The following is a 20,378-nucleotide window of genomic DNA, read 5'->3' as shown; positions in this document are numbered from 1 at the left end:
CAGCTACCGGTTCTGAGCAGACTAACGCCTTGTTTTTCTGGTCTATACTGGCAGGTAGTCGATGTTATCAGGTTACGTCATGCACATTTTACCGCCCGTTCGCCCCGAACAATCCATCGCTCGACTGACGGCGATCCTCGAACCCATCGCCGAAAAGGTGAAGGTTATCCCGCGAAAGCGCATCACCTGGACCTACAAAGGCCGCCAGCAAATGTACCTCTTCGTCGAGGGGGAGCTGTCGATGCTGCGCGCCTCGGACGGGCTGCTGCTGGTCACGGTGTATGAGCCGCACCTGTTCGGCATCGCGGAGATGATCCAGCCGACCCAGGGGCATATTCTGCGGGCGGAAACGGAATCGATCATCCTGCGGGCCGAAGCCGACCGGGCGGCAGAGCTGTTCCGCGAGCAGGGCGTCTGGGAGGACGTGGCGGCGCTGCTCTCCTATCACACCGCGTATCTGATTTATCGCGATGCCCAGGTGGTTCAGCAGCGCACCTATTCCGTGATTCGTAACCACCTTCAGGAGATGATATTGCTGTCGGAAGAGGCGCGAATGCGCACCACCATTCTGGACTATATTCAGGACCGGACGCTCTTATCCCGCAGCAGTATTCTCAACGTTCTCTCGGCGCTTAGGCAGGGTAATTATATTGACTTTAAGCGCGGGGGATATCTGATTTCCGTGGGGCATTTACCTGAATCATTCTGACGGGAAATTTAAAATTAAACAGAATTGGCGTTAACCTCCGCGCCGTTTGTCTATATCGTTTGCAGCGGTAAATAAATTATTCAAGCAAACGGGATTTCTATGAAAAAGACACTTTCCGCATTAATTATTGCAAACGCCTTTACCGCCACCACGGCTTTTGCCGCCGCCGACGCGGGCACCTGGTACAGCGGCGCGAAGTTTGGCTGGTCGCATTATTTTGATGCGAACACCGGCGCTAAAGCCCACGATAATAACGGCGGCTCCAATCAATATAATGTCGATCATGATAACGTCGGTGGCGGTATTTATACCGGCTATCAAATTACGCCGTGGCTGGCGGTGGAAGGGGGCTACGATTATTTAGGCAATATGCAGATGAAGGGGAATCACAGCGTTGGCGCGCAGATGAAAGCCCAGGGTTTGCAGATGTCCCTGAAGGCCAGCTACGCGGTAACGGACAGCTGGGACGTGTACGGCCGCGCGGGGGCGATGGCCTATCGCGCCGAGTCCGATGTAAGTGGTCACAATCGCTTTGATACCGGCGTACGCCCGCTTGCGGCGGTCGGAACCGAGTACGCGTTCAACAAAAACTGGGCGGGCCGCCTGGAGTACCAGTGGGTGAGCAACGTCGGTAACGCGAACCAGATTGGCGTCAGCAGCGACGTGAGTTCCGTCAACGCCGGATTAACCTACCGCTTCGGCCAGCACGATTAATATTCGCCCGTTCTCGATGATAAAAAAGGCCCGACCGCATTCGCAGTCGGGTTTTTTGTTTATTTTTAAATAAGCGGCGCGCGGCGGTAATTTATTTTTAAACGTTATTCGCGTGTGCCGATGCCAGAGCGGGTGATAACCTGATTGCATTAATTCAGACAAGGTAAATATTACCCGAAGAGGATTTATGAAGCTTAATATACTCGTTAGCGCAATGACCGTAGCCGGTCTGTTATCAGCGTCGCCCGCAATGGCGCAAGATATAACCAAAGAGGCCACGGCCAGCACGAAGGCCGCCAACGAGGCCTTATACGGCCAGCTGCCGTTTTTTGATAAAACCGATTTCAGCAATGCCCATAAAGGCTTTATTGCCCCGCTGCCGCAGGCATTAATTAAGGGTGAAAAGGGCAACGTTATCTGGAATCCGCAGCAGTATGCCTTTATTAAAGAGGGGCAGAAAGCGCCGGACACGGTTAACCCTAGCCTGTGGCGTCAGTCGCAGCTGATTAATATCGGCGGCCTGTTTGAAATTACCGACGGCGTATATCAGATCCGAAACCTCGACCTGTCGAATATGACCATTATGGAGGGTAAAGAGGGGATCACGGTTATCGATCCGCTGGTATCGGCAGAGACCGCCAAGGTGGGGATGGATCTCTACTACAAAAACCGCGGCAAGCGCCCGGTTGTCGCCGTGATTTACACCCATAGCCACGTTGACCACTACGGCGGCGTGCGCGGCGTGGTGGACGAAGCCGACGTGAAGGCTGGCAAGGTCAAAGTGTACGCCCCGGCAGGCTTTATGAAAGAGGCGGTGTCGGAGAACATCATGGCGGGGAACGCCATGAGCCGCCGCGCCAGTTATATGTACGGCAACCTGCTCAAACCGGATGCCAAAGGCCAGGTCGGGGCGGGGCTGGGAACCACCACCTCCGCCGGTACGGTGACGCTCATCGAGCCGACCAACTACATCACCCAGGATGGTCAGAAAGAGGTGATCGACGGCCTGACCTATGACTTTATGATGGCGCCGGGCTCCGAGGCCCCTTCAGAAATGCTCTGGTACGTGGAAGAGAAGAAGATGATTGAAGCGGCGGAAGACGTGACCCATACGCTGCACAACACCTACTCTCTGCGCGGGGCGAAGATCCGCGATCCGCTGGCGTGGTCGAAATACATCAACAGCGCCATCGAGCGCTGGGGCGATAAGGCCGAAATCATCATGGCCCAGCACCACTGGCCGACCTGGGGCAACGAGAACGTGGTCAAGCTGATGAAAAACCAGCGCGATATGTACCGCTACATCAACGACCAGACCCTGCGCCTGGCCAACAAAGGCCTGACCCGCGACGAGATTGCGGACAACTTTGCCCTGCCGGACGGGTTAGCCAAATCCTGGGCGAGCCGGGGCTATTACGGCTCGGTGAGCCATGACGTGAAGGCGACCTATGTCTTCTACCTCGGCTGGTTCAACGGCAACCCGGCAACGCTCAACGAGCTGCCGCCGGTGGATGCGGCGAAGAAATATGTCGATTACATGGGCGGCGCCAGCGCCGTGATGGAGAAGGCCAAAGCCGACTACGCGCAGGGTAACTATCGCTGGGTGGCGCAGGTGATGAATCAGGTGGTGTTTGCCGATCCGGGCAACAAACCGGCGCGCAGTCTGGAAGCGGACGCGCTCGAACAGCTGGGCTATCAGGCGGAATCCGGCCCGTGGCGCAACTTCTACCTGACCGGCGCGCAGGAGCTGCGAAACGGCGTGCAGAAGCTGCCGACGCCAAACACCGCCAGCCCGGACACGGTGCGCGCCATGTCGCCGGAGATGTTCTTTGATTTCCTCGGGGTTCACCTCAACGGGGTGAAGGCCGCCAACCTGAAAGCGGTGTTCAACGTGGATTTAGGCAGCGAGGGCGGTCAGTACAAGCTTGAGCTGGAGAACGGCGTGCTTAACCACACGGCGAACGCGGTGGCGAAAGACGCGGACGCGACCATCAAGCTTAGCCGCGACACGCTGAACCAAATCATCCTCAAAGAGACCACGCTGAAGCAGGCGCAGGAGAAGGGGGACGTGACCATCACCGGCGATGAAACGAAGATTGATGAGATGCTCAACAGCCTCGATACCTTCGCCTTCTGGTTCAATATTGTGACGCCGTAGGAAGAGGCACCCGGGTCGGGCGGCGGTGATGCCGTACCCGACCCGGGATGCTGAAGCCCGGCAGTCGCAGCGCGCCGGATCAGTTACCTTTCGGGAAGATCCAGACGTGTTTTTCCGGAAGCGACAGGTGGCAATGCTGCGGATCGCGAACCTCATGCCCGTAGGCGCGAACCACGAAATCCTCTGCCGCCGTGCGGAACAGGTACTCCCAGCGGTCGCCGAGGTACATGCTGGTCAGCAGCGGCAGCTCAAGCTGGTTCTCACCAGGGCCTTCCACCACGCTTACCCGCTCAACGCGGATCACCGCCGTGGCCTCGTGGCCGCTTTGCACTCCTTCCGCCGCCTGGCCCCACAGCACCCAGTCTTTCCCTTCGATACGCGCTCTGCCGTCGCGCACCTCCGTGACTTTGCCGTGCAGGCGGTTGTTGCTGCCCATAAATTCGGCCGTAAACAGCGTTTTTGGCGAGCCGTACATCTCCTGCGGCGTGCCCTGCTGCTCGATCTTGCCGTTGTTCAACAGCAGGATGCGATCCGAAATGGACATCGCCTCGTTCTGATCGTGCGTCACCATCAGCGCCGACAGCCCGAGCTTGATGATCAGCTCGCGCAGGAACACGCGGGCCTCTTCGCGCAGCTTGGCGTCGAGGTTTGAGAGCGGCTCGTCGAGCAAAATCACCGGCGGGTTATAGACCAGCGCACGGCCAATCGCCACGCGCTGCTGCTGTCCGCCGGAAAGCTGGTGCGGGTGACGCTTGCCCAGATGGCCTAAACCCAGCTGATCCAGCACCCCCTGCACGCGCTCGTTGATCTCTTTCGCCGGAACCTTTCGCAGCTTGAGCGGGTAGGCCACGTTTTCAAACACCGTTTTGTGCGGCCACAGGGCGTAGGACTGGAACACCAGCCCCAGATTGCGCTCCTCCGCCGGGATCTCGCTGCGCGGCGTGCCGTCGTAGACTTTGTTATTGCCGATGACAATCGAACCCTGGGTCGGCTTTTCCAGCCCCGCCACCGCGCGCAGCAGGGTGGTTTTACCGCTGCCGGACGGCCCCAGCAAAGACACCACTTCGCCGCGCTTCAGGTTCATGGAAACCCCCTTCAGCACCGGGTTGTCGCCATAGGTTAAGTGCAGATTTTCGACCGCTAATTCAATCATGTAATTTGACTCCAAAGCGAAGGGCAATTCCCAGACCTACCACGACCAGCAGGATGTTAATAAAGGAGAGCGCGGCCACGATATCAATGGCGCCCGCGGCCCACAGCGACACCAGCATGGAGCCGATGGTCTCTGTGCCAGGCGAAAGCAGGTACACGCCGGTTGAGTATTCGCGCTCAAAGATCAGGAACATCAGCAGCCACGAGCCGATAAGGCCGTAGCGCGACAGCGGGATGGTCACGTGACGGGTGATCTGCCCGCGCGTCGCCCCGGTGCTGCGGGCGGCCTCTTCAAGCTCCGGCCCTACCTGCAGCAGCGTGGAGGAGATAAGCCGTAGCCCGTAGGCCATCCACACCACGGTGTAGGCCAGCCAGACGCTGAAGATGGTGCTGCGCAACGAGCGCAGCCAGACAATGACGTTTTCGCGCATCCAGTCGGACCAGGCGTACCCGGAAAGCCAGCCGGACTTCAGCGAGTTGTCGAACCACATCGGCAGGAACAGGAACACCCACAGAAACGCCAGCCCGGCGAGCAGCCCCGGCACGGCGCGCGGCACCAGCACGCTGTAGTCGAGGAAGCGCGTGGTGTTGTCCGGCTTGCGGTGCATGGCAATGCCGACGAACAGATAGCAGACCACCGCCAGCGCGCCGCCGAATACCCCGATGGCCATCGAGTTCACAATCGCGCGCAGCAGGTTTGGCTGCTCCCAGATGGTGCGGAAGGTGGCCAGCGACAGCTCGTCCCAGACGGACACTCCCACGCCCCAGTTGGAAATAAAGGCGCGCAGCACGACCCCCAGCAGCGGAACGCCGATGGTGATGGTCAGCCAGAATGCCACGACCGCACCCGCCACCCAGCGCCATTTACCCAGCGGCAACGCGCGCGCCTGGGAAGCTTTGCCTTTCATGGTGACGAAGCGGTTGGCGGTGCGCATCAGGCGGCGCTGGAGCATCACCAGCGGAATGGTGATGCAGATCAGCACCACGGCCACCGCGGCCATCAGGTGATAAGACGGCGTGCCGAGCTTGTTGGTGAGCTTGTAGAGATAGGTCGCCAGCACCATGTTGCCCTCGGGATCGCCGAGCACCAGCATCAGGCCAAACACCTCCAGTCCGAGGAAGAACAGCAGCACCAGGGCATACAGCACCGACGGGCGAACCATCGGCAGGCTGACGGATGTCATCACCTGCAATGGCGAGGCGCCCGCGGTGCGCGCGGCCTCTTCAACGTCGCTGCCGACGCTGCGCAGCGCCGAGGAGATATAGAGGTAGGCGTGCGGGACGTGCGTCAGCCCGGCGATGACCACGATGCTGGTCATGTCGTAGATGTTCCACGGCACGAAGCCAATCAGCGCCTGCGCCCACAGGGATAAAAACCCGACCGGGCCGGCGGCAACCACGTAGCCAAACCCCAGAACCATCGGCGAGACAAAGATCGGCACGAGGATCAGCGGCTCGATAATGCGGCGGCCGGGCAGGTCGGTGCGCACCATCAGGAACGCCAGGATCCCCCCCAGCGGAATGGCGATCGCCACCAGCCCGAAGGCAAGAATAAAGCCGCTTCTGAGCGCTTTATAGAAATCAGGGTCGGTGAAAATAAACCCAAATGATTCAAGGCTCCACTCTTTAGACGGCGAGAAAAACGGAGCAGACAGGAAGCTCTGGATCACGATGAACGACAGGGGAACGTAGATAACCAGAGCGGTTATCAACACCACCACGCCGCGAGGCAGGCTTTGCCATTTTCTGTGTAATGCGTTCATAAAGAATCCCTGGTACTGGAACCCATCAGATGACATCAGATAGCGGAGAAGACGCGCGACGACGCGCGTCTCGCCTGATGAATGCCCTATTTACCGGCGGCTTCACGCCACTGTTTGATGTAGCCCAGACGCTTTTTCGGCTCCAGATATTCCAGCAGGCTCTCGTCCACCGGGATCGGCTTCAGCGCGTTGCCCAGCACTTTGGTCAGGCCGTCGATATCGTTTTTGCCTTCGATATCGTTACGAATGGAGGGGATATCCGCCTGGTTTGCCAGAATGCTTTGCCCTTTTTCGGAAAGCACATAGTCCAGCCACAGCTTCGCGGCGTTGCTGTTCTGCGACTGCTGGCTGATGAAGGAGACGCGGGACAACACGAGGGTGTAATCCTTCGGATAGGCAATCCCCAGCGACGGATCGTTCTTCGCGCGGGCTTCGGCGTAGGAGCCGAGAATGTTAAAGCCAATCAGGTTTTCGCCGGACGACACCCTTTCCATCATGGTGCCGGTGGAGGACTGCACGGATAAACCGCCTTTGGCGACGTCGGCCAGGGTTTTGAAGTAGTTTTTATCGGACTTGAAATCTTCCACGGAGAGCATAAAGCCCAGCCCGGACTTTTCGATGTCGTAGGTGGTGACTTTGTTTTTGAACTTATCGGTCTGGCTGGCGATCAGCTTTGCCAGCGCCTCGTGGGAATCCGGCACGTCGCCCGCCGGGATCAGGCGCTTGTTGTAGATAAACACCACCGGCTCGTAGGTGGTGCCGTAGGCTTTATCTTTCCACACCGCCCATTTCGGCAGCTGGCCCTGCTCCGGCGATTTGTACTCCATCGCGTAGTCGGTGGCGAGCTTCAGTCCGGTGTCCATCGAGGAGCTCCAGACCACGTCGCCGCTCCCGCTGCCGGAGGCCTGTTCGCTGATAAAACGGTTGTACAGCTCGGTACTGTTCATGTCGTTATATTCAACTTTGATGCCAGGATAGGTCTTTTCGAAGCCCTGCACCAGCGGCCCGGCGGCCTTGATGTCGGTGGTGGAGTAAATCACCACCTTGCCCTCTTTGGTGGCGGCATCGACGATTTTTTGATACTCCGCAGGGTAGCCCTGCGGCAGCGCAGACATTGCGGAAGAGGAGATCAGTACGGCAGCGGTAATCAGAGAAATACGGAATGTGTTCGCCATTATAATTAACCTTTTAGTTACATTTGAGGAACTAATGGTCAACATAGCGTAACGATCGCCACAGACAATAGGGTGGGAACAGCGCCGATCGCGAAGTGTGATAATCGGCGCTGTTTGGCTAATTAACACCATTAAATCCGCGAAGCTTAGCCAACGAAGGGTTCAGTTCAGGCTTTTTCCGGCACCTTTCGGTACAACCGCCGCGGGTGACCAATGTTGCCGTACAGCATTTCGACGCTGATAAATCCGCTCTCCACGCAATACTCCAGATAGCGCCGCCCGGTGGTTTTGCTGATCCCGACGTGTTCCACCACGTCTTCAACGGACAGGGTGCTTTCAGGGTTCTCGCTAAAGAAGCGCTTGATGTGTTCCAGCGTGTTGGGGTCGATCCCCTTTGTGGACGGGGCGGGAGAGGACTCCGCCGCAGGCAGGTGGAACAGGCGATCCAGGGCGTGCTGATCGACCACTTTCACCTGCTGCACGGTGTGGATGAAGCGCATAAAGCGCTCCAGCGAGGCGTGCAGGCGCTGAAAAAACACCGGCTTAATCAGGTAGTCAAAGGCGCCGCTGCGCATGGCGTGGCTGCAGGTCTGCATATCGCTGGCGGCGGTGATGAAGATGACCGAGCACTCAAAGCTCTTAAGCAGCGGGTGATCGATCAGATCCACGCCTTTCCCGTCCGGCAGGTAGTTATCCAGCAGGATCAGGCGCGGCCGGTGCTGGCTAATCAGCGCCCGGGCCTGCTCCAGCGACGGCGCAATGCCCACCACGCGCAGGTGAAAATTCTGCTCAATATACTCGCGATGCAGCTCGGCGAGGTGCGGCTCATCCTCAACGATGACAACATCAATGGCGCGGGTGGTAGTCATGTTTTAGCCCTGTTGAACGGTAGGTTTGAACGGAATAACTACAGTAAAAATAGTGCCCTGCGGCGTGTTGTCGGTGATTTCGATATTGCCCCCGGCTTTTTCCACATAGCCTGCCACCAGAAACAGGCCGATACCGTGCTCGGAGCCGATAATTTCATTCCCGGCGTCCGGCTTGCTGGTGAACCCCTGGCGGAACAGCTGCGGCTTCACGGCGTCTTCCACCCCGCAGCCCCGGTCGGCTATCTCGATCAGCAGCTCCTGATTTCGGTCAGAAATGTAGAGTTCAACGGGCGCGGTGGCCGGGGCTTTCAGGGTGGCGTCCACGGCGTTGTCCAGCAGGTTGCCAATCACCGACATCAGCTCGGTTTCGTTAAGGCCGGGCGGCATATGGCTGAGCTGGCAGGCCGGGTCGAACAGCAGCTCAACGCCTTTTTCCCGCGCGCTGACGTATTTCCCAAGCAGAAGCCCGCACAGCGCCGGGGAGGTAAAGCGGGCGGAAACAAAGTCCAGCACCCGCTGCGCGCCGTCGGACTGCGCCTGAATGTAGCGAATGGCTTCGTCGTAATGCTTCATCTGCAGCAGCCCGACGAGGGTTGCCGTCCAGTTCAGCTGCTCATGGCGCATGATGCGCAGGTTATCAGCGTAGCGTCGGATCTGGCTGAGCTGGCTGCTCAGGGTGTTGATATCGTTTTTATCGCGGAAGCTGTACACCCAGCCGCTTTCCACGCCCGGCTCCACCTCGATGGCCACGCGGTTGACGATCACTTCCCGGTGGTTGAGCACCGCAATCTGGTCGTGGCTGCCGCTGCTGATGGAGGCGTAGCGCTGTGAGAAAAAGCCGGGGGAGGTGTGCAAAACCGCCTCAAGCGGTTTACCGATCAGCTCTTTCTCGCTCTGGCGAATATCCAGCAGCTCGCGCGCCGCCCGGTTAATTAAGATCAGACGCTTTTCATCGTTCACCGCAAATATTCCCTCATACATAGCTTCCAGCAGGGCTTTTTGCTGTAAAACCAGCTGGGCAATATCTTTTGGCTCCAGGCGAAACATCTGCTTTTTAAGATTGCGGGTAAATACCCATGAAAAAAGAAACAGTAAGAGCAACAGTCCCAGCCCATATAATCCGGCCTGCCAGAGAATACGGGCGTTAATATTGGCGATATAAGAGGTGAGATAGCCCACGGAGACAATCCCGATAACCTGATGGTGAGCATTCAATATCGGCGCTTTACTGCGCAGGGACACGCCAATTCCCCCCTGGCGCACCGAAATAATGGTTTTGCCTTTCAGTACCTCGGCATTATCCCCACCAATCATGGGTAAATTCAGGCGTTCAGGTGACTCTGAGTGATAAAGATGCTGTTCGCGGATATCGCCGATCACAATATAGCTGGCGTCGCTTTCATTACGTAACGGCTGAATTAAGCGGGCAATGCCGGGGATATCTCTGGCGGCGACCTTATCCGCTAGCCCCGGCATTAGGGCTATCTGGCTGGCCTGCACCCGCGCCCGCTGCCCGAGGTCGTGGTGCAGCTGCCGGTCAATAAAATGAAACAGGATCGCCCCCAGCAGCGCTAATAGCAGGCAGGAGAAGAAAACCAGCGATAAAAAAAGCTTCACCTGAAAAGGAAGTCTTTGTTTCATATAGCCCGCGGCTGAAATATATAAACGATATATTTGCGGAGCCTGACATGGAGAAATGAGGCGCGCAATCTGACAAAAACAGAGTTGTGAGCTGGCTTTTCGTTTTGGCACCAATAGCCATCGGGATCCCACAGGGCTATGATTCATTCAGCATCATAATAACTACAGAGGCAATGTCATGGATAAAGAGCTACTGGAAGCGGGGTACCGGGCCTACACCGGTGAAAAAATTGACGTCTACTTCAACACCGGGATCTGCCAGCACTCAGGGAACTGCGTGCGCGGCAGCGCGAAGCTATTCAATCTGAAGCGCAAACCCTGGATCGTTCCGGACGAAGTGGATGTGGAAACGGTTATTCGTGTCATTGATACCTGCCCAAGCGGTGCGCTGAAGTATCGCCAAAAATAAGCGAGGAACTATGGATATTCTGGAAGGCCATAACAAGTTTTACGTGAACGACGCGGACGGCAATCAGGTCGCGGAGATCGTCTTTGTCCCGACCGGTGAGCATCTGAGCATTATCGAACATACCGACGTAGACCCGAGCCTGAAGGGGCAGGGGGTGGGCAAGCAGCTGGTGGCGAAAGTGGTCGAGAAGATGCGCGCCGAGAACCGCAAGGTTATCCCGCTGTGCCCGTTTGCGAAGCATGAGTTTGATAATACGCGGGAATATGATGATATTCGGGCATGACTAACTACCCGCAAGACTGAACGTGTAGGCCGGGTAAGGCGACGCCGCCACCCGGCTTCTTTCTGATGCCCAATCAGAGAGTTAACTGAGAAAAAGCTGCTATAGCGGTCTGTTTTTCTTCAGTGGGCTGGCTTTCCATCGCCTGACCAGCCATTCAAATTCCTGGTAAGTAGTCTCTGATTTAATGTGTTCCCGGATGGCCTTGATTAGCGGTTCAGCAATGTCGTAAGTCTCTATCACGGTTGTGAACGATGTCCGTTTGATCATCTTCTCGCTGTAAATACCTTCGCGAATACTGACGGCGACACGCTCGTAAAAATTGAGTATGTACTGAAATTTCCTGCGTTCCTCCATCTCGTCTTCGGTGATGGCGTGTCCCTCTGCCGGGAATACGTAGGAGCGGAAAGATTTTCCTGAACGGTGAATCTTTTTAAGGACATGCAGCGATTCTGTATATTGACGATCCTGGCGGCTTTCAAAGAGGAAGTTTGCAGTTTGCGTCTTCTTCGCCGTTCGGACATTGTAAATGATGGTGCCAACGGCGACTTCAACGCCAAGAAGGAGTAGCGCGTTACTGACGATTTGAAGGGCGTTTGCATCTATTATCATTTTTTCATCCATGAAAAAGCGCTATGAAAAAGGCGGGGTTGAAATCCCCGCCTTACAAGAGGCTAGCGCGGCTCAGAAGCCGTCAAACTCGTCATGTGCTTTCTTCATCATAACCTCCTTAACAATGTCTTTCCGATGACGACAATGTGTCGTCCGGGACGGGGATAAAACTACCCGAGCGTAACTATTTAGTCAATAAACGTACGGGTATTAAGGAGATGAAAAACCGGTAAAAAGATCAACACTGCGTACCTGTTCGCAATCCGGGTACGCAGGCTTTATTTAACCCACAAACATCACCGACACGCACAGCACCCCAACAATCAGCGTCAGCAAATTCCCTACCGAACGATACGGCTTCAGGGACGGGATAAGGTACGTTGACAGCGTCGGCATGATGAACAAAATCATCGCAATCAGCGGCCCGCTGATGGCATAAATCATCGAAATCGCGTTCGGGTTAATGCAGCACACCAGGAAGGTGATTAGCGACACGCCGAGAATCGAAACGGCGCGGTTAAAGGCGCGGCTTTTCTTCACTCCCACCTGGTGCAGGGAGGTCTTCACGATCTCGGTTGCCCCTTCGATCACCCCAAAATAGGTGCCGAGGAACGATTTCGACATGGCGATAATGGCGACGATAATCCCGGAAATGCCCAGCCAGGCAGGGGACGACGGCATCATGGAGAGGGCGGATAAAATCGTTACCCCTTCCTCTTTGGCCGCCACGATGTAGGACGGCGGAATCGACAGCAGGCAGCTGAACACGAAGAACAGCACGCTCAGGCAGATAATCAGGTAGGCCACCTTCATGATTTTTTTGCATTTACCCATGGCCTCGTCACCGTATTTCTCGCGACGATCGACGGCGAACGTCGAGATAATCGGGGTATGGCTAAAGGCGAAAACCATCACCGGGATCGAAACCCACACCTGGTGCAGCGTATGCCGATCGAACGCCATCTGGCTGGTGAGCAGCGACGGCTGCCAGCTTCCGGTCAGGTAAATCGATAAAAACAGGAAGTAGGCGATAAGCGGAAAGACCAGAAAACCCATCACCTTAATGGTGATGTGACGGCCCATCAGGAAGATCAGGTTCAGCGCCAGCACCACGCCAAAGCTCACCATCACCCGCACGCCGGTGTCGACCGTCATGCGCTTTGCCAGCTGTTCGGTGAGCGAGTTGGTGATCGCCACCGCGTAGATCAGCACCACCACAAAAAACGCCACGAAGTAGAGCGTGGTGATCAGGCTGCCGATTTTCTTACCGTAATAATGGGTAACGGCCCCGGTGATCCCCTCGCTGCCTTTGGTTTTCGACGACAGGATAAATTGCGCCAGCGCTTTGTGCGGCCAGTAGGTTAACGGATACGCCACGAGCGCGGTGATAAGCAGGACGATCGCGCCTGCGGAGCCGAGCTGAATAGGCAAGAACAGGGTTCCTGCGCCCACGGCAGTGCCATAGAGGGCGAAACTCCAGAGAGTCTCTTCTTTTGACCAAATTTTCGACATTAGAGCAACGTATCAACTATAAAACGAACAAAAAGGAGTGCAATTTACCATAATTATGAGAGGAGGGCGCAGTTGCTTCGAGGGAGTTTGGCCGGAACGGGCGTCCGGCCAGAGGAGGATTAGCCTGCGAGGGCGCGCCGCTGCTGGCGACGCTTGATAATTTTCTCGCGCAGCATGTCATACGCCCAGTTGTAGAACATGGTGTACGGCAGGAAGAACAGGAAGAAACCTATTTCCAGTGTGAATGCCTGAAGCAGCGTCACGCCGAGAACCGCCGCAACGATGCTCACGCCAATCACGATAAAGCCGCACTCAAACCCCAGCGCGTGCAGGGCGCGGACTTTTGCCGTGCGGGTTACGCGCTGCACCGGCCAGAAACGGTCAAATCCAAAGTTGTAGATGATGTTCCAGATCATCGCCGTGGTGGCCAGGATAATCGTCAGGCCGCCCATTTCCACCACGGAGCGTTGCATCAGCCACGCGGCTGTCGGGGCGAGGATCGCCGTGGCAATACCTTCAAAGCAGACGGCATGGAAGATGCGCTCCGGGAGTTTGCGCTGGAGTGTATCTTGATGTTGCATAGTGACCTCAGTAATTCGCCAGGATGGGCGGTGATGCGGCCTATTTTTATCGCTAAAGATGATATATAAAAGATGGTATCCATCGATAAAATAGATACATCATGCGCTACTCCCCCGAAGCCCTTACCGCATTTGTTGAAACGGTTGCCGCCGGTTCGTTCTCTGCCGCCGCGCGCCGCCTGCGTAAAAGCCAGTCCACCATCAGCACGGCGGTGGCGAATCTTGAGGCCGATTTGGGCATTGAGCTGTTCGACCGCTCGGCGCGCCAGCCGGTGCTGACCGCGCAGGGAGAGCAGGTGCTCGGGTACGTGCAGTCGATCCTCGCCGCCAGCGCGCGGCTCGACGAGCTGGCGGTGTCCCTGACGGCCCAAACCGAAGCGCGCCTGACCTTTGTGCTCTCCGATACCCTCAACCCCGACGTGCTGGAAGATCTGATGAACCAGTTCGACAGGCGTTTTCCCCATACGGAATTCGAATGCCTGGTTGGCGAAGAAGAGGATGTGATCGATCTTCTGCAAAAGGAGAGGGCGCAGGTGGGGCTGACGGAGGCGCGTGAAAGCTACCCGACCGGCATTGGCGCGATTCGGCTCCCCGTGCAGACCCGCATGGCGATTTATGTCTCCACCACCCATCCGCTGGCCGGGCAGCCGCATACCGAAGCGGACGAACTGCACGGCTGGCGCGAGCTGCGGCTCAACACCTATCTCGAACGCGAGCCCGCCCTGGCGCGGGGGCCGGTGTGGTCAGCGCCGAATTACCTGTTACTCTTGAGTATGGCGGTGCAGGGCTTTGGCTGGTGCGCGCTGCCCTGTGCGCTGGTGGACGAGTTCGCGGCGGCGAAATCCCTGGTGCAGCTGAACGTTCCCGGATGGCCGCGATCGATCGCTATCGATCTGCTGTGGAATAAACGCACCCCGCCCGGCATCGCCGGAAGCTGGCTGCGGCAGTATCTTCAGGACGCGCGCTAATCCTGTGACTAATCTCACTTTTTTTAAACAATTGCGTCAACTGTTGATAACAATACTCTACTATCGTCATGTCATTTTACCCAGAGGTCGTGATGAAAGATGTCGTTATAGTGGGTGCGCTGCGTACGGCTATCGGCTGTTTTCAGGGGGCACTGTCGCGCCACTCTGCCGTTGATCTCGGCAGCGTGGTGGTGAAGGCGCTGGTGGAACGCAGCGGGATCGCCGCGCATGAAATAGACGAGGTGATCCTCGGGCAGGTGCTGACGGCGGGTGCCGGGCAAAACCCTGCGCGACAGGCGGCGCTCAAGGGCGGCCTGCCGAACACCGTGTCTGCCATTACCATCAACGACGTCTGCGGCTCCGGCCTGAAGGCGCTCCATCTTGCGACCCAGGCGATCCAGTGCGGCGAAGCGGACGTGGTGATTGCCGGGGGGCAGGAAAACATGAGCCGCGCCCCGCACGTTCTCACCGACAGCCGAACCGGCGCGCAGCTGGGCAACAGCCAGCTCATCGACAGCCTGGTACACGACGGCCTGTGGGATGCCTTCAACGATTACCACATGGGCGTGACGGCGGAAAACCTGGCGCGCGAATACGGCATCAGCCGCGAGCTGCAGGATGCTTACGCCCTCAGCTCGCAGCAAAAAGCCCGCGCGGCTATCGATTCCGGGCGTTTTCGCGATGAAATTGTCCCCGTCAGCGCGCTGCGGCAGAACGGCGAATCGGCGGTTATCGATACCGACGAACAGCCGCGCACCGACGCCAGCGCGGAAGGGCTGGCGATGCTTAACCCGGCGTTTGAAACCCTGGGCTCGGTAACCGCCGGAAACGCCTCATCGATTAACGACGGCGCCGCCGCGGTGATGATGATGAGCGAAAGTAAAGCGCAGGAGCTGGATCTGCCGGTGCTGGCGCGGATCAAAGCCTTTGCCAGCGTGGGCGTGGATCCTGCGCTGATGGGCATCGCCCCGGTCTACGCGACCCGCCGCTGCCTGGAGCGTGCAGGCTGGCAGCTCGACGAAGTGGATCTGATTGAAGTCAACGAGGCTTTTGCGGCGCAGGCGATCTCGGTGGGCAAAATGCTGGAGTGGGATCCGCTGCGGGTCAACGTCAACGGCGGGGCCATCGCGCTCGGCCACCCCATTGGCGCATCCGGCTGCCGAATTCTGGTGTCGTTAGTCCATGAGATGATGAAGCGTAACTCTCGCAAGGGGCTGGCGACGCTGTGCATCGGCGGCGGGCAGGGCGTGGCGTTAGCCATTGAGCGATAATTACCGACCTCCTTAACACCAAAGCCTCCCTCCCGGAGGCTTTTTTGTGACGCCCACATTATATTCTTACACTTTTACGTTAAATCTCATCTTATCAGTAATGCTTGCGCGCTTAACTATATTCCTCGCTAACTTCTTTGTGTGATCTCTCTCCTGAAATTTACCCTTAGGCTCCCCCTTTTGTTGACGGGAGTCACGTCCCTCTTTGCCAAAAAAAATGAAACAAATAATTACGATCCTGGTCACTAAAATAGCGTTATTTAAAAAATAAACTTCAGTTTCATAAAAACGAAACGTTATTTTAATTGAGGGTTTTTTCATGTTAAAGAAATCTCTGGCGATTGCGTCCCTTGTTAGTGCGTCTTTTGCGGCCCAGGCCGTTACCGTCGATCTGCGTCACGAATATATCGATAGCGGCTCCAACGCAGACCGCGTATCGGTGTCGCATCGCTTTGATAACGGGTTAGGTTTTTCGGTGGAAGCAAAGTGGAAGTCCGGCGGCGACAAGGCTGACCAGCCGTTTGCGGACGTGGTGGGCAACGGTCACGAAGACCAGATTAGCTGGCGCTGGAAGGCCACGAACAATATTTCACTGACGCCTGCATTTACTATTGAGAGTAACGACAGCCGCACGATTTATAAACCGAACCTGCACATGCAATATAGCTTCGATAATGGATTCTACGTTGCCGCACGTTACCGCTATGAATATACCCGCTACCCGTCAAGCTCAAATAAAGAAGATGATAAAGTTAACCGCGGCGATGCGTGGGTTGGCTGGGTGTTAGGTGATTTCCGCACCGAGCTTAACTATGTTTACGCCAAAAGCTCGGAAGGCATGATTCGTAATAACAATAAAGACTACTCAAACGAATATAACGCCAAGCTGGCCTACAAATGGGATAAAAACTGGGCGCCATACGTAGAGGTGGGTAACGTGGGCGTTAAAGAGACCGACGAACGCCAGACCCGCTTCCGTTTAGGCGTGGCTTATTCCTTCTAAAAATATAAAGCAGTACCTCCGGGAAAAAGCCGGCTCCTCGTGAGCCGGCTTTTTTGTTGGCTCGCGCAGCGGCAGCGTCCAAAAAAAAAGCCCTCCACTAAGGAGGGCAAGGCCAGTTACAGAAACACTAACTCAAATCATGCACGCAACAGTTCAGGTTGCTCGGGGAGTTTCGCGATATAGAGCGCAGGCTTGCCGTCTTTATCGGAACTGTACAGCACCGCTTTATCGTCCGGGGTAAAGGACGGATGCGGGTGGGTGACCTGGCGGCTGTTCTCCACCGTCGCCCAGGAGGTATCGTGACGGGCGATGCGGAAGTAGGCTTTTTTCGCCACGTCAAAGGCATACAGATAAGGATCGTTATCGATGGTGTAACCGCCGGTGTCCTTCACGTCGACCGGCGTACCGGAGCCGTCGCCCACCAGCAGCGTGCCGTCGAAGTTGCTCATCAGGTGCGAACAGGACGGCATCTGCATGATGGCCTCATTCACGCCGGTTTCCGGGCTATAGCTGTAAACGGTGCGGCCCTGCTGGCCCTTAAGGTAGGAGACATACACCAGCGCGGAGCCATTCGGCACCCAAAACTCGTGGGTGCAGCTTTCGCCTTCCGCGTGTTCTTTAACTTTGCGCACGTTGCTGCCGTCTTCGTTGACCAGCCACATGCGGGCGTCCACCAGGTCGTGCGGCCCTTCGTGGCAGAAGGCCACGGTATTGTCGTCAAACGGGCGATAGATCGGGTGACCGAGCCAGTTTTTCTCTTCGTGGATGGTCGAGCTTGCGCCGGTTTTCAGGTCAACGCGCAGCAGGCGGCAGTGCGGCCCCTTGTGGAAAAAGTCGTGGAAAATCTTCCAGTCGTTCAGCGGCGTCCAGTCGCTTCTGGCGATCTCGATCCCCACCAGTTTGGTGCAATCGCTGTTGGCAACCCAGGTGCCATACCCGACCCACTCATCCGACACGCGGTACACTTCGCGCTCGACCAGCGTTTGCAGATCCACTTCCAGCAGCGTGCGGTCGTTCTTCACATAGTAGAACGATTTATCGTCTGGTGAGAGGAACCCGCCAAAGGTGTTGTCACCGCAGCCTTCGGTCAGCTGAACGGCCTCGGCGTTTTGCAGATCCAGCAGATAGTAGTTCCAGTTGCCGTCGAACGCCCCGGCGAACAGCAGGTGGCTACCGTCGTTAAAGAAGCACTTCTGGTAGAAGTAATTGCGGTGACAGGTTACTTCAGGTGGGGTCAGGCGGGTGACTTCCACGCCCGTATCCGGATCGCGGCTGACCTCGTAGTTCAGCTTGACCCGCATACCTTTAGCCATAATGTGCTCCTTGATCGCGAAATAAGATGAGTTAAAAACTGGGTATTAAATTATCAAAACAACGTTTCAATATGTGTGACTGATGGCGCAAATTGTAAGATTAATTGACGCGCGTGATGTCATCTTTGTTTTTCAACGCGGAATGTTTCCCCCGCCGTCAAAACTTAAAGGTTTTATAATGCGTTGTTTAATATGATTAATATTCTTTTTGCTTCGCATTAAATCTCCTCTTCTTCCCGCGTTAAATCGCAACAATCGTGATCGCAACTGCATTTCTGGTATTAAGATGCAGAAAAAGTGAAACGTTGTTTTAAATGTAATTGAAAACCCATTTCTCTGCGGATACTATGTGCTCATCGACAAAACGGAACGTCGTTTCGTTAATCATCTTTGCCTCAGGGCGCGATCAATTCTGGAGGGGAGTGTGGACATCAGACAAAGCATCCACAGTGCGCACGCTAAGACGCTGGATACCCAGGGCCTGCGCAGCGAGTTTTTAGTTGAGAAAGTGTTTGAAGCCGACGCTTACACCATGGTGTACAGCCATATCGACCGCATTATCGTTGGCGGCATTATGCCGGTGGGCAAAACGGTTTCGGTTGGCGGTGAAGTGGGTAAACAGCTTGGGGTGAGCTACTTCCTGGAGCGCCGCGAGCTGGGTGTTATCAATATCGGCGGGCCGGGCACCATCACCGTTGACGGTCAGTGCCATGAAATTGGCCATCGCGACGCGCTGTACGTGGGTAAGGGCGCGAAAGAGGTGGTGTTCGCAAGCGTTGATTGCAGCAAGCCCGCGAAGTTCTACTACAACTGCGCTCCGGCACACACCACCTATCCGACCAAAAAAGTCACGCCTGCCGATGTCGCCCCGGTGACGCTGGGGGATAACCTCACCAGCAACCGCCGCACCATTAACAAATACTTTGTTCCCGACGTGCTGGAAACCTGCCAGCTCAGCATGGGGCTGACCGAGCTGGCGCCGGGCAACCTGTGGAACACCATGCCGTGCCATACCCACGAGCGCCGCATGGAAGTCTATTTCTACTTCAACATGGAAGAAGACGCCTGCGTGTTCCACATGATGGGGCAGCCGCAGGAAACGCGTCATATCGTGATGCACAACGAGCAGGCCGTGATTTCTCCGAGCTGGTCTATTCACTCAGGCGTGGGCACCCGTGCGTATACCTTTATCTGGGGTATGGTCGGCGAAAACCAGGTCTTTGATGACATGGACCACGTTGCCGTTAAGGATCTGCGCTAGTCGCGGGCAGTTAACTAAACCTGCCTGTTCGTGACAGGCGTTGAAAGATTAAGGAACAAACATGATTCTGGATGCATTTTCTCTGCAGGGTAAAGTGGCCGTAGTGACCGGTTGTGACACCGGTCTGGGTCAGGGCATGGCGTTAGGCCTGGCGGAAGCGGGCTGCGACATCGTCGGCATTAACATCGTTGAACCTGCTGAAACCATCGAGCGCGTTACCGCGCTGGGCCGCCGCTTCCTGAGCCTGACCGCTGACCTGCGTAAAATCGACGCGATCCCGGAGCTGCTGGAGCGTGCCGTTGCCGAGTTCGGCCATATCGATATTCTGGTCAACAACGCGGGTCTGATCCGCCGCGAAGACGCCATCGATTTCAGCGAGCGCGACTGGGACGACGTCATGAACCTGAACATCAAGAGCGTGTTCTTTATGTCTCAGGCGGCGGCGAAGCACTTTATCGCGCAGGGCAACGGCGGCAAGATCATCAACATCGCCTCTATGCTCTCCTTCCAGGGCGGTATCCGCGTGCCGTCTTACACCGCGTCAAAAAGCGCGGTTATGGGCGTGACCCGTCTGCTGGCGAACGAGTGGGCGAAGCACAACATCAACGTCAACGCCATCGCGCCGGGCTATATGGCAACCAACAATACCCAGCAGCTGCGCGCCGACGAGCAGCGCAGCGCGGAAATTCTCGACCGTATCCCGGCCGGGCGCTGGGGTCTGCCGAGCGACCTGATGGGGCCGATCGTGTTCCTCGCCTCACCGGCGTCTGACTACATCAACGGCTACACCGTGGCGGTTGACGGCGGCTGGCTGGCGCGTTAATTCACGCCCGACGCAACAACCTCTGCCCTCGGGCGGAGGTTTTTTTTGCTCAAAAATTGCCTTATCCATATCGATAAACACGAAATATCCATACTGAAAAACCATGAATGACGCGCATCACAGTTTTATTGCTTATAAATTAGGTGATTAGTCTAATCAGCGGA

The 20,378-nt window shown here is 56.4% G+C and carries 19 protein-coding genes; 10 read left to right on the top strand and 9 right to left on the bottom strand.

Going from position 1 to position 20,378, the window contains the following annotated elements; genetic code table 11:
• Positions 1 to 79 precede the first annotated feature (79 nt).
• From AB6V08_RS12200 to AB6V08_RS12190, 3 genes are all read left to right on the top strand, one after another.
• The gene (locus tag AB6V08_RS12200; protein ID WP_368542891.1) at positions 80 to 709 is read left to right on the top strand and encodes a helix-turn-helix domain-containing protein; all 630 of its coding nucleotides are present in this window, start codon (positions 80 to 82) and stop codon (positions 707 to 709) included.
• A 99-nt stretch (positions 710 to 808) separates the two neighbouring features.
• Positions 809 to 1,423, top strand: coding sequence for an outer membrane beta-barrel protein (locus AB6V08_RS12195; RefSeq protein ID WP_368542890.1), 615 nt, complete (start codon positions 809 to 811; stop codon positions 1,421 to 1,423).
• 187 nt (positions 1,424 to 1,610) lie between these two features.
• Positions 1,611 to 3,581, top strand: coding sequence for an alkyl/aryl-sulfatase (locus AB6V08_RS12190; protein ID WP_368542889.1), 1,971 nt, complete (start codon positions 1,611 to 1,613; stop codon positions 3,579 to 3,581).
• A gap of 79 nt (positions 3,582 to 3,660) precedes the next feature.
• Here AB6V08_RS12190 and AB6V08_RS12185 read toward each other — a convergent pair whose 3' ends face one another.
• The 5 genes from AB6V08_RS12185 to AB6V08_RS12165 all read right to left on the bottom strand — a co-directional run bounded on the left by AB6V08_RS12185 (position 3,661) and on the right by AB6V08_RS12165 (position 10,181).
• Complete coding sequence (locus AB6V08_RS12185; RefSeq protein ID WP_368542888.1) at positions 3,661 to 4,734, bottom strand: ABC transporter ATP-binding protein; 1,074 nt, start codon at positions 4,732 to 4,734, stop codon at positions 3,661 to 3,663.
• Positions 4,727 to 6,496: an ABC transporter permease gene (locus tag AB6V08_RS12180; protein ID WP_368542887.1), complete on the bottom strand. Its 1,770-nt coding sequence runs from the start codon at positions 6,494 to 6,496 to the stop codon at positions 4,727 to 4,729. The genes AB6V08_RS12185 and AB6V08_RS12180 overlap by 8 nt, the downstream gene beginning before the upstream one ends.
• 86 nt (positions 6,497 to 6,582) lie before the next feature.
• Positions 6,583 to 7,671, bottom strand: coding sequence for an ABC transporter substrate-binding protein (locus AB6V08_RS12175; RefSeq protein WP_368542886.1), 1,089 nt, complete (start codon positions 7,669 to 7,671; stop codon positions 6,583 to 6,585).
• Between the two features lie 167 nt (positions 7,672 to 7,838).
• A complete protein-coding gene (locus AB6V08_RS12170) occupies positions 7,839 to 8,540 on the bottom strand; it encodes a response regulator (RefSeq protein WP_368542885.1) in 702 nt (233 codons plus the stop codon).
• Between the two features lie 3 nt (positions 8,541 to 8,543).
• A complete protein-coding gene (locus tag AB6V08_RS12165; protein ID WP_368542884.1) occupies positions 8,544 to 10,181 on the bottom strand; it encodes an ATP-binding protein in 1,638 nt (545 codons plus the stop codon).
• A 178-nt stretch (positions 10,182 to 10,359) separates the two neighbouring features.
• On the opposite strand from AB6V08_RS12165, the gene yjdI reads away from it, so the two are divergent.
• Positions 10,360 to 10,590: a 4Fe-4S mono-cluster protein YjdI gene (gene yjdI / locus AB6V08_RS12160; protein WP_368542883.1), complete on the top strand. Its 231-nt coding sequence runs from the start codon at positions 10,360 to 10,362 to the stop codon at positions 10,588 to 10,590.
• 10 nt (positions 10,591 to 10,600) lie between these two features.
• The gene (locus tag AB6V08_RS12155; protein WP_368542882.1) at positions 10,601 to 10,873 is read left to right on the top strand and encodes a GNAT family N-acetyltransferase; all 273 of its coding nucleotides are present in this window, start codon (positions 10,601 to 10,603) and stop codon (positions 10,871 to 10,873) included.
• A 99-nt stretch (positions 10,874 to 10,972) separates the two neighbouring features.
• Here the strand turns inward: AB6V08_RS12155 and AB6V08_RS12150 are convergent, their stop codons facing one another.
• The 3 genes from AB6V08_RS12150 to AB6V08_RS12140 form a co-directional block, all read right to left on the bottom strand.
• Entirely contained in the window at positions 10,973 to 11,482 is a 510-nt protein-coding gene (locus AB6V08_RS12150) for a DUF4760 domain-containing protein (RefSeq protein ID WP_439649881.1), read from the bottom strand.
• Between the two features lie 282 nt (positions 11,483 to 11,764).
• Complete coding sequence (locus AB6V08_RS12145) at positions 11,765 to 12,994, bottom strand: amino acid permease (RefSeq protein ID WP_368542881.1); 1,230 nt, start codon at positions 12,992 to 12,994, stop codon at positions 11,765 to 11,767.
• A 119-nt stretch (positions 12,995 to 13,113) separates the two neighbouring features.
• Positions 13,114 to 13,575 carry a multidrug/biocide efflux PACE transporter gene (locus tag AB6V08_RS12140; RefSeq protein ID WP_368542880.1) on the bottom strand — a complete coding sequence of 154 codons (462 nt, stop codon included), beginning with the start codon at positions 13,573 to 13,575 and terminating at the stop codon, positions 13,114 to 13,116.
• 101 nt (positions 13,576 to 13,676) lie between these two features.
• On the opposite strand from AB6V08_RS12140, the gene AB6V08_RS12135 reads away from it, so the two are divergent.
• From AB6V08_RS12135 to AB6V08_RS12125, 3 genes are all read left to right on the top strand, one after another.
• A complete protein-coding gene (locus tag AB6V08_RS12135) occupies positions 13,677 to 14,543 on the top strand; it encodes a LysR family transcriptional regulator (protein ID WP_368542879.1) in 867 nt (288 codons plus the stop codon).
• Between the two features lie 92 nt (positions 14,544 to 14,635).
• Positions 14,636 to 15,814 carry an acetyl-CoA C-acetyltransferase gene (locus tag AB6V08_RS12130; protein WP_368542878.1) on the top strand — a complete coding sequence of 393 codons (1,179 nt, stop codon included), beginning with the start codon at positions 14,636 to 14,638 and terminating at the stop codon, positions 15,812 to 15,814.
• Between the two features lie 319 nt (positions 15,815 to 16,133).
• A complete protein-coding gene (locus AB6V08_RS12125) occupies positions 16,134 to 16,817 on the top strand; it encodes an oligogalacturonate-specific porin KdgM family protein (RefSeq protein ID WP_368542877.1) in 684 nt (227 codons plus the stop codon).
• Positions 16,818 to 16,954: 137 nt separating this feature from the next.
• Here the strand turns inward: AB6V08_RS12125 and AB6V08_RS12120 are convergent, their stop codons facing one another.
• Positions 16,955 to 18,130, bottom strand: a complete 1,176-nt coding sequence (locus AB6V08_RS12120; RefSeq protein WP_368542876.1) for an oligogalacturonate lyase family protein — start codon at positions 18,128 to 18,130, stop codon at positions 16,955 to 16,957.
• Between the two features lie 424 nt (positions 18,131 to 18,554).
• On the opposite strand from AB6V08_RS12120, the gene kduI reads away from it, so the two are divergent.
• Positions 18,555 to 19,391, top strand: coding sequence for a 5-dehydro-4-deoxy-D-glucuronate isomerase (gene kduI, locus AB6V08_RS12115; RefSeq protein WP_368542875.1), 837 nt, complete (start codon positions 18,555 to 18,557; stop codon positions 19,389 to 19,391).
• Positions 19,392 to 19,452: 61 nt separating this feature from the next.
• Positions 19,453 to 20,214 carry a 2-dehydro-3-deoxy-D-gluconate 5-dehydrogenase KduD gene (gene kduD / locus AB6V08_RS12110; RefSeq protein WP_234670874.1) on the top strand — a complete coding sequence of 254 codons (762 nt, stop codon included), beginning with the start codon at positions 19,453 to 19,455 and terminating at the stop codon, positions 20,212 to 20,214.
• Positions 20,215 to 20,378 lie beyond the last annotated feature (164 nt).

It is taken from the genome of Enterobacter soli (assembly GCF_964208575.1).
In the GTDB taxonomy this organism is placed as follows: Bacteria; Pseudomonadota; Gammaproteobacteria; order Enterobacterales; family Enterobacteriaceae; genus Enterobacter; species Enterobacter soli_A.
The sequence above is the reverse complement of the archived record's forward strand: the minus strand, read 5'-3'. Positions and strand labels throughout refer to the sequence as shown.